Annotated in this window: 18 protein-coding genes; 8 read left to right on the top strand and 10 right to left on the bottom strand. The window is 45.7% G+C overall.

Annotation, left to right across the window (positions count from 1 at the left end; genetic code table 11):
* The first annotated feature begins 2 nt into the window (after positions 1-2).
* The 5 genes from VCM39_RS10625 to VCM39_RS10605 all read left to right on the top strand — a co-directional run bounded on the left by VCM39_RS10625 (position 3) and on the right by VCM39_RS10605 (position 2,966).
* On the top strand, positions 3-578 hold the full coding sequence (locus tag VCM39_RS10625) for a conjugal transfer protein TraO (RefSeq protein WP_004291523.1): 576 nt from the start codon (positions 3-5) through the stop codon (positions 576-578).
* A gap of 7 nt (positions 579-585) precedes the next feature.
* Positions 586-1,488 carry a toprim domain-containing protein gene (locus tag VCM39_RS10620; RefSeq protein WP_004291524.1) on the top strand — a complete coding sequence of 301 codons (903 nt, stop codon included), beginning with the start codon at positions 586-588 and terminating at the stop codon, positions 1,486-1,488.
* The gene (locus VCM39_RS10615; protein WP_004291525.1) at positions 1,485-1,988 is read left to right on the top strand and encodes a DUF3872 domain-containing protein; all 504 of its coding nucleotides are present in this window, start codon (positions 1,485-1,487) and stop codon (positions 1,986-1,988) included. The genes VCM39_RS10620 and VCM39_RS10615 overlap by 4 nt, the downstream gene beginning before the upstream one ends.
* Positions 1,985-2,512, top strand: a complete 528-nt coding sequence (locus VCM39_RS10610; protein WP_004291526.1) for a glycoside hydrolase family protein — start codon at positions 1,985-1,987, stop codon at positions 2,510-2,512. Before VCM39_RS10615 ends, VCM39_RS10610 begins: the two co-directional genes overlap by 4 nt.
* A gap of 64 nt (positions 2,513-2,576) precedes the next feature.
* Complete coding sequence (locus tag VCM39_RS10605) at positions 2,577-2,966, top strand: hypothetical protein (RefSeq protein ID WP_004291527.1); 390 nt, start codon at positions 2,577-2,579, stop codon at positions 2,964-2,966.
* A gap of 33 nt (positions 2,967-2,999) precedes the next feature.
* Here VCM39_RS10605 and VCM39_RS10600 read toward each other — a convergent pair whose 3' ends face one another.
* The 9 genes from VCM39_RS10600 to VCM39_RS10560 form a co-directional block, all read right to left on the bottom strand.
* The gene (locus VCM39_RS10600) at positions 3,000-3,308 is read right to left on the bottom strand and encodes a hypothetical protein (protein WP_004304290.1); all 309 of its coding nucleotides are present in this window, start codon (positions 3,306-3,308) and stop codon (positions 3,000-3,002) included.
* Positions 3,309-3,361: 53 nt separating this feature from the next.
* Positions 3,362-3,607 (bottom strand): DUF6956 domain-containing protein, encoded by a 246-nt coding sequence (locus VCM39_RS10595; protein ID WP_004291529.1) that lies wholly within the window; start codon positions 3,605-3,607, stop codon positions 3,362-3,364.
* Positions 3,604-3,837, bottom strand: coding sequence for a DUF3873 domain-containing protein (locus VCM39_RS10590; RefSeq protein ID WP_004304291.1), 234 nt, complete (start codon positions 3,835-3,837; stop codon positions 3,604-3,606). Before VCM39_RS10590 ends, VCM39_RS10595 begins: the two co-directional genes overlap by 4 nt.
* A 19-nt stretch (positions 3,838-3,856) precedes the next feature.
* Positions 3,857-4,114: a hypothetical protein gene (locus VCM39_RS10585; RefSeq protein WP_004291531.1), complete on the bottom strand. Its 258-nt coding sequence runs from the start codon at positions 4,112-4,114 to the stop codon at positions 3,857-3,859.
* A gap of 24 nt (positions 4,115-4,138) precedes the next feature.
* Positions 4,139-5,470, bottom strand: a complete 1,332-nt coding sequence (locus VCM39_RS10580; protein ID WP_004291532.1) for a PcfJ domain-containing protein — start codon at positions 5,468-5,470, stop codon at positions 4,139-4,141.
* Complete coding sequence (locus VCM39_RS10575; RefSeq protein WP_004291533.1) at positions 5,467-5,883, bottom strand: PcfK-like family protein; 417 nt, start codon at positions 5,881-5,883, stop codon at positions 5,467-5,469. Before VCM39_RS10575 ends, VCM39_RS10580 begins: the two co-directional genes overlap by 4 nt.
* A 13-nt stretch (positions 5,884-5,896) precedes the next feature.
* Complete coding sequence (locus VCM39_RS10570; protein WP_004291534.1) at positions 5,897-6,118, bottom strand: hypothetical protein; 222 nt, start codon at positions 6,116-6,118, stop codon at positions 5,897-5,899.
* A gap of 11 nt (positions 6,119-6,129) precedes the next feature.
* Positions 6,130-6,345, bottom strand: coding sequence for a hypothetical protein (locus tag VCM39_RS10565; protein ID WP_004291535.1), 216 nt, complete (start codon positions 6,343-6,345; stop codon positions 6,130-6,132).
* Positions 6,346-6,506: 161 nt separating this feature from the next.
* Positions 6,507-6,917: a hypothetical protein gene (locus VCM39_RS10560; protein ID WP_004291538.1), complete on the bottom strand. Its 411-nt coding sequence runs from the start codon at positions 6,915-6,917 to the stop codon at positions 6,507-6,509.
* A gap of 106 nt (positions 6,918-7,023) precedes the next feature.
* Between VCM39_RS10560 and VCM39_RS10555 the strand changes: the two genes are divergently transcribed.
* The 3 genes from VCM39_RS10555 to VCM39_RS10545 all read left to right on the top strand — a co-directional run bounded on the left by VCM39_RS10555 (position 7,024) and on the right by VCM39_RS10545 (position 11,418).
* Positions 7,024-7,236, top strand: a complete 213-nt coding sequence (locus tag VCM39_RS10555) for a hypothetical protein (RefSeq protein ID WP_007567577.1) — start codon at positions 7,024-7,026, stop codon at positions 7,234-7,236.
* A 347-nt stretch (positions 7,237-7,583) separates the two neighbouring features.
* The gene (locus VCM39_RS10550; RefSeq protein ID WP_322932700.1) at positions 7,584-9,668 is read left to right on the top strand and encodes an outer membrane beta-barrel family protein; all 2,085 of its coding nucleotides are present in this window, start codon (positions 7,584-7,586) and stop codon (positions 9,666-9,668) included.
* An 82-nt stretch (positions 9,669-9,750) separates the two neighbouring features.
* Entirely contained in the window at positions 9,751-11,418 is a 1,668-nt protein-coding gene (locus VCM39_RS10545) for a formate--tetrahydrofolate ligase (protein WP_322932701.1), read from the top strand.
* A 240-nt stretch (positions 11,419-11,658) separates the two neighbouring features.
* Here the strand turns inward: VCM39_RS10545 and VCM39_RS10540 are convergent, their stop codons facing one another.
* Entirely contained in the window at positions 11,659-12,366 is a 708-nt protein-coding gene (locus VCM39_RS10540) for a hypothetical protein (RefSeq protein WP_221651087.1), read from the bottom strand.
* Positions 12,367-12,436: the final 70 nt, after the last annotated feature.

Raw genomic sequence — 12,436 nt, 5'->3', positions numbered from 1 at the left:
CCATGAGAAAGTACATCGCAATAATCATCGCGTCGCTTGCCCTTTTTACAGGGCAGGCGCACGCCCAGCGGTGTCTGCCGAAGATGCAGGGCATCGAGGTGAGGGCGGACATGGCGGACGGCTTCAATCTCGGCGGCAAGGACGGCGGGTACAGCTTCGGGGCGGCTCTCTCCACCTACACGAAGAAGGGGAACAAGTGGGTGTTCGGTGGCGAATACCTGTTGAAGAACAATCCCTACAAGGACACCAAGATACCCGTGGCGCAGTTCACGGCGGAGGGCGGCTATTACTTCAAGATACTGTCGGACGCCCGAAAGATTGTTTTCGTCTATGCCGGGGCTTCGGCTCTCGCCGGATATGAGGCGGTAAATTGGGGGAAGAAGGTGCTGCATGACGGCTCCACGCTGCACGACCGGGACGCCTTCATCTACGGCGGTGCGCTGACGCTCGATGTGGAGTGTTACGTGGCAGACCGTATCGCCCTGCTTGCCAACCTGCGGGAGCGTTGCCTTTGGGGTGGCGACACACGGAAGTTCCACACGCAGTTCGGGGTCGGTATCAAGTTCATCATCAACTGACACGGGCATGGAAAGGACGGAAATAGATGCTGTCAGAAGGATGCCGCTTGCGGATTTTCTCGCACGGCTGGGGCATGAGCCTGTCAGAAGGAGCGGTAACGAGCTGTGGTATCTTGCCCCGTACAGGGGCGAGCGCACATCCTCTTTCCGTGTGAACGTGGCGAAACAGCTCTGGTACGACTTCGGTTTGGGCAAGGGCGGCGACATCTTCACGCTTGCCGGGGAGTTTCTGCAAAGCGATGACTTCATGAAGCAAGCGAAGTTCATAGCGGAAGCCGCCAATATGACGGTTGCCGGATGGGAAAAGCCCGTCTATCTCTCGAAGCCGACCGAATCCGTTTTTGAGGATGTGGAGGTCGCTCCGCTGCTCCGCTCACTGCTGACGGAGTATTTAGAGGAACGGGGCATCCCTTACGCCATCGCATCCCGTCACTGCTGCCGCTTGAACTACGGTGTGCGTGGGAAACGGTATTTTGCCGTTGGCTTTCCGAACATGGCAGGTGGCTATGAAGTCAGAAGCCGATATTTCAAGGGTTGCATACCTCCGAAGTCTGTATCACTGGTAAAGGCGAATGACATCCCGGCTGACGAGTGCCTCGTGTTCGAGGGCTTCATGGACTTTCTCTCTGCCGTGACGCTTGGTGTAACCGGTAACGCTGACTGTCTTGTGCTGAACTCAGTCGCCAACGTGGAGAAGGCGGCGGGATTGCTGGACGGATACGGGCGCATCGGCTGCTTCCTCGACCGTGACGAAGCCGGACGGCGGACGCTTGCCGCACTTACCATGCGATACGGGGAACGTGTCACCGACCGTTCCTCCCTCTATGACGGTTGCAAGGACTTGAACGAGTACCTGCAACTGACAACGAAAAAACAGAAAAACAACCATCTAAAAATCGAAGAACAATGAACATACTGAACAACAGAAACAAGAGAACATCAATATTCAAGGCAGTGGCGTTATGCCTGATAGCCGCCATGTCATTCACCCTCGTGTCATGTGACGATGACATGGACATCCAGCAGTCCTATCCCTTCACGGTGGAGGTCATGCCCGTGCCGAACAAGGTAGTAAAGGGGCAGACAGTGGAAATCCGCTGTGAACTGAAAAAGGAGGGCGACTTTTCGGGTACGCTCTATACCATCCGCTATTTCCAGTTCGAGGGGGAAGGCTCGCTCAAAATGGATAACGGCATCACCTTCCTGCCTAACGACCGCTACCTGCTGGAGAACGAAAAATTCCGCCTGTACTACACGGCGGCGGGTGATGAGGCGCATAATTTCATCGTGGTGGTGGAGGATAACTTTAGCAACTCCTACGAACTGGAATTTGACTTCAACAACAGGAATGTAAAGGACGACGATCTTACCATCGTTCCCATCGGCAACTTCAGCCCCTTGTTGAAATGATGCGTGTATTCATGACAATGCTCTGTTCACTTCTGACGGTCTGTTCTGTGTCCGCGCAGATCAGCCGCCAAGAGGGAACGGACGGGCAGGCGGCAATCTACCGACTGCCGCTTATGGAACGTGCTTTTTTATGCTGCCGCTACTTTGAAGGCTGGCACTCAGAAAAACACTACCCATACGTCGGTTGGGGTCACAAACTTTTGCCAAACGAGAAGTATTCGGCACGAACCATGACAAAACGGGATGCGGATGAACTTTTGCGGAAAGACCTGCGCAAATTTGTCGCCATGTTCCGTAAATTCGGGGTTGATTCGATTTTGCTTGGCACGTTAGCTTACAATGTGGGACCGGCGAAGCTGTTAGGCAGCAAAACAATCCCCAAAAGCACCTTAATCAAGAAGCTGGAAGCTGGTGACAGGAACATCTACCGTGAGTATATAGCCTTCTGCAACTACAAAGGAAAACGCCACGCCATGCTGCTCAAACGGAGAAAGGCGGAGTTTGCGCTGTTGTATATCCCATAAAAGGACTGACAAAACTGGCAAAAGACGTGCCATATTTAACTTGGCACGTCTTTTGCTCTATCACTTGATAGATTATCGTAGGATTTTCTCGTTAATTGACATCGTTGAGCCATTTTTGCCTATCGGTTTCCAAATAACACTTCAAGTTGTAAGTGTTGTGAGAGCAATACAAAACATAGTTATTAACCATAAAAAGTATAGCGAAATTATGAAGAAAGTATTTAGGAAAATTCAGAAAGGAACAACAAAAATGATTGAACGTATCAAATCGTTGGGGGAAATGGAGACGAAGCAGAAATGTGTAGTTCAACGGTTCGAGATTATCATTCCCCTCCACCAAAAAATAACGACCCAATATATAGCCTCCGCAAGTTTTACTTGCGGATTTTTTAGTTATCGCAGATTGGACAAAGGTTTCTTTGCTACTTTCTTTGTCCGCCATCATGCTCACTGAAAGAAAGTAGGGCGGCTCTCGCCGCCCCGCCACTCAAAAGCGTGTGTAAAGTCCCGTCACCATCGTGAACATTTCCTCCAGCATATCAAAATAGATACCCTCGTGTACGGCAATGTCCTTTGTCTTGCACTCAAAGGTCTTTTTGCTGAACGTCCTGCGGTAGAAGCGCATATTGTAGAGGTCTGCCCCTTCGTCATAGATGATGTCAAGGCGGTTGGCACTTGTTTTGTTCCTTGCAAGGCTCATCCGTAAGCCGTTGCCCATATCTATGAAATCACGGCTACCTGTCATGGCGGTGAAGCGTTTTCCGCCTATCTGCTGTAATATCGTCTTGGCTATCATATCTTTTGTTTTTAGGGTTTTAAGTATTGGCGGTGCGGACACCGCCATCCCGTTCAAAATTCTCGCATTTCGGAAATGGGGGTCTGCCGTTGTAGCCACTCTTTCACACATTCCATATTGTACTCGCTCGTGATGACTGCCGTATGGCTGTCGGTGGCGGTGAAACGTGTGCTTTCGTAATCATCTATCCACCCCTTGAGGGTGTCCGTTCCCCACGCTCCGGTATCGTCAAAGATACCGTCCAATGCCGTGATAGGTTCGCTGAACTTGACTATCAGCGTTTGATAGGTCGTGTTCATAGTCTGTCCTCCTTTCCCTTCTTTGCGTTCAGCCACTTGTCCCGTGCGGCTCGGCACTCGTCCAACGTGGGTTTGACACAAGAGAACAATTCTCTGTCTATGGGGTGGCGGTAGTCGTACTGCACAAGTGTCCGCCTGCGTCTTCCGATACCCGATTGGAAACGCTCGTATTTCTCCGTACCTGCTTCCGCGCAGGTGCTTACTCCGTTGATGGTCATTCGTGTTGTCATAATGTTGCTTTTTAGATGGTTAAAAATGTACTGACAGAACTCTGTTCTTCATCACCATTTCGGGGTTGCTTGTGTAGCGTTGGTGCAGGTAGAAATGGTGTGAGCCGAAGCCGTAAAGGAAAAACTTGTCAAGTTCGTGCTTCTCGGCAAACTCCTTTACGCTCTTTCTCAATTCCCCCTCACTCGTTGTGAGAGTGAGGAGGTTCACAAATTCAAGGAACATCGTGGGGATTGCATCATCCCACACACAAATCATACTTTCAATTCTTACTTCCATATCAATGTTGTTTTAGGGGTTATGCTATGCCGCTTTCATCCGCTCACGGATAAGGTTGGCGTTCTTGTTCACAAGGTCTATGATGCGCTCGTGATATTCGGTGTCCTGGTTGTGCTTGCCGTGGCACTGCACCACTTCGAGGGTTCGCAAGTCCACCTCTACGGTTTCAATAATCTCATCGCCAATCCTTGCCGATAGTATGAGGGTGTCGGCTTTCTTGTAGTATCCACTGCCAAACACGCAGATGCCCTGCGTCTTGCCCTCGTTGTAATACTCGTCTATGCTTTCAAGCACCTTGACGATTATTTCCTCGTCCGTGATTACCAAGCCGAAGAATTTGGATTTGTTGGCGATGAAATCCTCCGCATCTTTCTTTCGTTGGAGTTGTCGCTGTTGCTCACGCTCACGCCTTTCAATCTCCCAACGGCGTTGCTCTGCGGCTCTTTCCTTCTCGTGTATGGCTTCAATTTTTCGGGTTGCGTTGTCGTGTGCCGCCATGAAATCTTCGGGACAGATGTTCTTCGGGTTACGGAGGTCTTGACCGAGTTTTTTGAGCATACGCAGATAGTCGCACCACATTGAGAGGTTGTCTATCTGATACTTGTGACGCTTGGCAATCAGATATGATGCCCAACATTCATCGGCAGTACGGGTATTGAAAAGAAAGTGTTTCATGACCTCAATCTCACCGCCTTTCATAAGGGTTTCAATTCTTGGGTCTGAAAGCAAGGCTTTGAAAAGACGCACGGGGGAGATGCCGTGGAAATCGCCCTTGAAGCCGTTACGTCTGAGTTGGGGCAATATCCTCATCTTTGGATATGCACAGCTTCTTGCCACCACATCATCGTATAGGCTGTTGTGCGGTCTTACCTCCATATCGCTGCCTAATGCCCACACATCGCAATAGCAGAAAAGGAAGCCACGGAGCAACGCCATGTCCGTAACCTTGCCGTCGGGTGAAATCCAACGCTGCACGACCTCGTGGCAGTAGAAACGCATCGGTTCGCCTTTCCTGCTCTCGCATCTGACCTGCGCCACGCGGATTACCTGATACCCTTTGCAGGTGGTTATCACGCTGAAATTCTGCGTTTCCTTGTAGATGCGTCTGCGTGTGTCCTGCACTTTGAGTTCGGCATGGCATTTGGGGCAGGTGCAGCCTTCAAGGGTGTCGCATAGTCCGCTGTCGCTGTGCCACTCGTGACCGCAGTCGGAACAGGTGATGTTCCCTTTCTTGGTGCGGTAGCCGATATGCTCAACGCAGTGGCGGTATGCCCAATCTATTTGTGTCGCTGATATGGGGCGAAGGTTGGCGGAAAGTCTTGCCACCTCTTTCTGTATCTTGGTCTTCGGTTTCATAAGCCTAAATCAAATAATGAGGGTTGGGGTTGGTTTTCTTTTCTCGCTGACGGTCTGTGGCGGTTCTGCAACTTGCGGAGTTCCTCCTCTTGGTATTTGCGGACAGCGTTCTGACGTGCCTCCGCCTTTTCCTCTGCCGTGAGTTTCACAACGTGGTTCACAACCACTTGGCAGTCCATCGGTTTGCCCACCTCTATCTCGTTTTCCTCATAGTAGTGGATGGCTTGCCCGAATATCTCTCCGTCCGTGAAACCGTTGCAACCGCTTTTCTGCACATAGTTCAGAATGTGGGTCACGCACTCGTCCATGTTCTTGGCAGGGTTGCGGTACTTCTTTGCAAATAGCGCATCTTCCTCCGCACGCTGTTCCAAGTACATATATATCGTTCTCTTGAAATGGTCTGTTCCTTTCATATCGCTGTCATTTTTAGATTATCTGTTTCAGTATCTCTCTCCAATAGGTCGGCTCTACCTCGCTGAGAAGGAAGTCCATGAAATCCCTCCGTGCGTCCTTGTTCAGTTCGTGGTACAATCTTCGGAAAGTTTCAAAATTGCCGTTGATGTACGTTTCCACCATATACACGAAGATGTTGTCCACCTCGTAATATCTGCACTGCTGCGCTGCCGTCTTGCTGTTTCTTTTTGCCATGTCGGTAAGGGTTAAAGGGTGAATAACCAAAGGATGAAGCCAAAGAAGGCAATGGTGGAAAGGATAGCCACGATTACACCTATCGCCACTCGGAACACTCCGTTTACAATCTCTCTGATGATGCCCCAAAGGATGCCGAACACCCCGAAGGCGGTGCGCATCATCAAGCCGCATATCGCCAACCCGATGTGTTGCGCCATTTGTCTGAAATTTGCCGTTGCCGTCATATCTTCGCTGTTTTTGATTTTTTTGTTTTTAATGCGGATTCAAGAGCTGAGGGAGTTGAGTTTCAAACTATCTTATCTGCCTCTCGTTTATCCGACATTTTTTTTATGCGTCTTTCTGTCGCATCGGTCGTTTTCGTTTCGGGTGCTTGAAAAGGTAGGGATTAGGGAATGCAAGGTTTTTCGGTCAAAATACTACCCGCAGGGCTGGAGATTTTTACCGAAAACAGGAGGCTTGACCTTGCTTTCCCGTCCAATCCCGGAATTACCTTTGCGCCCAGAACGAAAATGACTGACTGATGCGGCTTACTGAAAGGCGCAAAATGGAGGTAAACGAAAACAGAGGCAGATTGTGTAGAAAAAAACTTCAGGGGAAAATCCGTAAAAAAAAGAATCACCAAAAGGAAAAAGACATCACCGGAAGCGTGAAAAGGGCAAACCACAACAAAGGAAGTATGATTGTTTCCGATCCGACGGAACTTGTTCAGCCGGGTGGCAACAATCATTCTTCCCGGTTTGTCCGGCTGTGTGTGGGCGCCTGTTTCATTCATGGGGCAGGCTGACACACTCTGCATTCACTTTCCGCTTCCGGCAAAAGAGACAGCGAAAAAAGAAAAATCATTTGAAAACCCGTAAAAGCACCTCTTGGCATAGGCGCAAAAGAAAGGGGCATTGCTTCATCTGTCTAAACATCGTTTAGGCGTGAGGCAATGCCCTTTTCTCCAGCTATGCGGTAGTCGGCACACGTTTGTTCCAAACTCGTTTTGGGCAATGGTGTGCCGACGGACAATACCGCTTTTACGGAAAATTCTTATGAATGAGGGGATAAAAAACGGGAGTTTATATCAAAATCTCGAATTAAATAGCTACTTTTGCATACGAAGAGTTCTTTGAAGGTTACGCAACGCGCAGAAGGATAATGCAGTAGATAACTAACTAAATCGTAACCTATTACTATCAAGAGCAATTAACCTACGCTCATTTCCAATAAATTACACTCTTTTCGTAACTTCTATATGCAAATTTACAATATATTCTGTATATAACTATCTTTTTACATCCATTTTTTATTTCATAAATGGCTTTTCTTTAATTTATTACTAATGACATCAAGAAATACTTTTAAGATTAACTTTAAATAGCATATCTGATAACAGTAGATAACACTACATAAGTTTCGGATAACGCAGACTAAACTGATTTTTGGCGTATTTTGCATTATCACTAAAACCAGATACAATATGAAACGAATTTATTTACTGTTTACTATGATTGGCATGGGGTTAACACACTTGTGTGCACAGTCTCAAGATAGCTTGGATACTTATATTGATAGTATTTATCACGAATTGCCTGAAGTGATGATAAAAGGCGAACGTCCCATTGTAAAAGCCACACAGGGCAAGTTGGTATATGACATACCACGGCTCATTAATGATTTGCCTGTCGATAATGCCTATGATGCAATCAAGGAACTTCCGGGAGTTGCAGAAATGAACGGTAGTATCACGCTTGCCGGACAGGGTGTTACCGTAGTCATAGATGGTAAAGTGACTACTATGAGTACCGAACAGCTGAATGCGTTGCTAAAGAGTATTCCTTCAAGCCGTATTGAGAAAGCTGAAGTGATGTACTCCGCCCCGGCACGCTATCAGGTTCGTGGAGCCATGATAAATATTTGTCTGAAACAAGGGGGAGGAAATGCTCCTTCTTTTCAGGGAGAACTTTTTAGCGATTACAGACAGAAACATTATGAAGTATTGACCGAGCGTGCAAGCCTCCTTTATTCCGGAAATAAATTCTCTGCTGACTTTCTTTACTCTTACGGACATGGACGCAACTATTTTTTAACGGACAAGGAGGCTTTGCATACGCTGTCGGATGGTAATATATACCCTATGAATACACATGAGATACAGCGTAGCCGGCACAATACACATAGCGTTCGTCTTGGTGTGGATTACATGATTGCTAATGAACATCAATTGAGCTTTGTTTATAATGGTACGTTCACTAATGGGCATAACCGGACTACAGTAGAAGGAGCACAAACATCTAATACGCAAACACGTAGTACGGATCAACTCCATAATGGACGTGTGGATTATCGTACTCCATTTGGTTTGAAGGCAGGTGCAGAATTTACATTCTATGAGTCTCCTTCTACCCAATTGTTACATAGTCGTTTAAATGATAACGAACTTGATTTTCTGAGCGATGATTGTCAACGTATTAATCGTTGGAAGTTTTTCCTTTCTGAGGAACAAGATCTGGGTAAAGGTTGGGGAATCAATTACGGAGCGGTTTATACTACCAGTATAGATCATAGTTATCAGTATTATTATAATCCTGAAAGTGGTGAATTGTTGCCTGAGAACAACAACATGAAATCGCGCCGCCGTGAACAGACCTTGAACTTCTATGCCGGATTTAATAAAAGTTTCGGTGATAAATTATCATTGGATGTTTCGCTGGCTACCGAACAGTTTCATACACCTGTCTGGAATGAATGGAATTTTTATCCGACTCTGAATCTCAACTATGTTCCATCCACCGGAAATATCTGGCAACTTTCTTTTAGCAGTGATAAAAATTATCCGGATTATTGGGCTACACAAGATGCTATTTCCTATTTAGGAGGCGGATATTCTGAGATTCATGGCAATCCGTTCTTGAAGCCGGATATTGATTACCAGGCACAACTCACATATGTTTTGAAAAGTAAGTATATGTTTACTACCTGGTACAGCCAAACGAAAGATTACTCAACCCAAACACTGTATCAATCTCCTGATCGCTTGTTGGAAATCTATAAGTATTTAAATTTCGATAAGAAGCAACAGATAGGACTACAGGCGGTTATCCCTTTTAAAGTGAAAGAGTGGTTAAGCTCTCGCATTACTCTGATCGGAGTATATGACCGACAGAAAGACAGTGATTTCTGGGATATTCCTTTTGACCGTAAGATTTGTTATGGTATGGCTCTTATGAACAATACGTTTACACTTTCCGGTAAGCCGGATATTAAAGTTATCATCAGTGGTATGGTACGTAGTAAAGCAATACAAGGTATTTATGATTTACCGGCATCCGGCAATGTAGATGCAGCTATGAGATATACGTTTGCAAAAGGAAAAGCTTTGCTCACTTTACGCTGTAATGATATCTTTGAAACCGGACAAATTTCGCCACGTATCCACTTTGCTACACAGAATGTAACGAATAACTATTCCTGCTTCCGTGAATTCGGTGTTTCATTTACATATAAGTTTGGCGGCTATAAGGAGAAACAGCGGAAGGCAGTAGATACTTCACGATTTAAGTGATTTTTCTCTGCTTATTCCAACTTTTGTATGGAGTTAATTGTTAATTTTGCAATTTTAAATGCGAAACTAATAATTACCCGATATGAAATCAGATATAGAAATAGCCCGTGGAACGGAACTAAAGAAAATAAAGCAGGTTGCTGAAAGTATTGGCATCCCGCGTGACGAAGTGGAAAACTATGGTCGTTACATTGCAAAAATCCCCGAGCAATTGATAGACGAAGAAAAAGTAAAACAGAGTAATCTGATACTGGTAACTGCCATTACTGCCACTAAAGCCGGAATTGGTAAGACAACTGTTTCTATCGGTCTGGCTCTGGGGCTTAATAAAATAGGTAAAAAAGCGATTGTAGCTTTGCGTGAACCGTCTTTAGGTCCTTGTTTTGGCATGAAAGGTGGTGCAGCGGGAGGAGGATATGCCCAGGTACTTCCTATGGATAAGATAAACCTGCATTTCACAGGTGATTTCCATGCCATCACTTCGGCACATAATATGATCTCTGCTTTATTGGATAACTTTCTGTATCAGAACCAATCCAATGGCTTTGGACTAAAAGAAATCCTTTGGCGTCGGGTGCTCGATGTAAATGATCGCTCTTTGCGTAACATTGTTACCGGACTGGGGGCGAAGACAGATGGCATCACTATGCAATCGGGTTTCGACATTACTCCTGCTTCAGAGATTATGGCTATTCTTTGCCTGGCAAGCGATATGGAAGACCTTCGCCGCCGTATTGAGAATATACTGCTTGGTTTTACCTACGATGATAAGCCATTCACGGTAAAAGATCTTGGTGTGGCTGGTGCAATCACCGTTTTACTAAAAGATGCCATTCATCCCAATTTGGTGCAGACAACAGAGAATACAGCGGCTTTTGTACACGGTGGTCCGTTTGCTAATATTGCGCATGGTTGTAATTCTATCCTGGCAACTAAGATGGCTATGACTTTTGGTGATTATGTAATCACAGAGGCCGGTTTTGGAGCTGATCTTGGTGCAGAGAAATTCTACAATATAAAATGTCGGAAGAGTGGTGTACAGCCTCGACTGACTATTATTGTCGCCACAGCACAGGGATTGAAAATGCATGGTGGTGTTAGTCTTGACCGCATTAAAGATCCCAATATGGAAGGTTTGAAAGAAGGACTTCGTAACCTCGATAAACATGTCCGTAACCTTCGTGCTTTCGGCCAGACGGTAATTGTTGCATTCAATAAGTTTGCTAGTGATACGGATGAGGAGATGGAGTTACTTCGTCGTCATTGCGAAGAATTAGGAGTGGGCTTTGCCATTAATAATGCGTTTAGTGAAGGAGGAGAGGGAGCTGTAGATCTGGCTAATCTCGTTGTGGAAACTGTTGAGAAGAAACCATCCGCACCCTTACAATTCACTTATAAAGATGAGGATAGCGTAGAACAGAAGATAGAGAAAGTGGCCACTGGTATCTATGGCGCAAGCGTGATTACATACAGCACGATAGCCCGTAAGAAAATCAAACTTGCCGAAACGATGGGGATCACTCATTATCCGGTGTGTATTGCTAAAACGCAATATTCATTCTCTGCCGATCCGAAGATATATGGCGCAGTAAATAACTTTGAGTTCCACATTAAAGATATTGTAATAAATAACGGAGCAGAAATGATTGTTGCCATTGCTGGTGAGATCATGCGTATGCCGGGACTTCCCAAAGAGCCGCAAGCCAAACATATAGACATTGTTGATGGCGAAATAGACGGGCTGAGCTGATGAATAATGTGCCAAATATGATATATCAATGTGCCAATTGTGCTACGCTGTACCAATATAGCGTAGCACAATTGGCACATTATTAAAAATTGAGTAGCTACTATGGGTTTAGTAACTACTCAATTTCTGTTTTTTTTGGAAAGAATGTGGAGATTCTTCTTTCGTAAAGAAATCCATTGTTAAATGTAACTTTTCCGTATAGAAACACCACACTCTTGGGTATATATAGAGTCCAGTGTGTTATTTCTTGATTTTTTCTAACACACTGTAAGATTGCAATTCGTTTTTCTTGTTATATTGTTCGGAGCGGACAATACCGATATTGGGCGCATACCATTCGTATCCGTAACCCTCTATCTTTCCTTTCGGTGTCCAAATGTCTATGTCATATTTAATTTTCGTACAATAAAAAGGACCTGCGGGAGTATTTACACTTTCTGTAGCAACAAACCGACGATCAGAGAGAGTTACTTCTGCACGATTGTTTTTGTTCCCTTTTTGATACAAGCGTATGGTAGCATCGTCAAATTCATCATCATCGTCCGGATTTGTCGGATCAGACATAGCATCCGGATAATTCATCAGATCGCCGATCATGTATACATCTGTATTCATCATATCCATTGCAGCAGGGAAAGTGGTGGCACCGTTCATACTCATAGAGAAATCTCCGTCGTTACAGCGTGCTACCATTTGCCCGGAGTTGATAAGTTTACCAGCAGCATTGGAGAAGGTGTAACTGGCTATTGCTTCTGTACCGGATGGATAATCATAGACCTGGTCTACACGATAAACGAGGATGTTGGAGAGCTTCCCGTTAGCTGTATAGCAATTGCGAGTTACTTGTTGTCCCTCCTGGTTGGGGAAGAAGAAGGTACAGCTCTCCTGAGCTACGGCGCTGGTTGCAATTAGCATAACGCCCATTAATAATAGATTTTTCAGCTTCATAATTAAGTATAGGTTTATTATCTTTTCTCGTTTTTATGTAGTAAGAACGCCATTTGGCACAAAAGGTTCA

Origin of the sequence: Bacteroides mucinivorans (assembly GCF_034654355.2) — a bacterium.
GTDB classification, from domain to species: Bacteria; Bacteroidota; Bacteroidia; order Bacteroidales; family Bacteroidaceae; genus Bacteroides; species Bacteroides nordii.
This window is presented reverse-complemented; position numbering and strand designations above follow the sequence as displayed.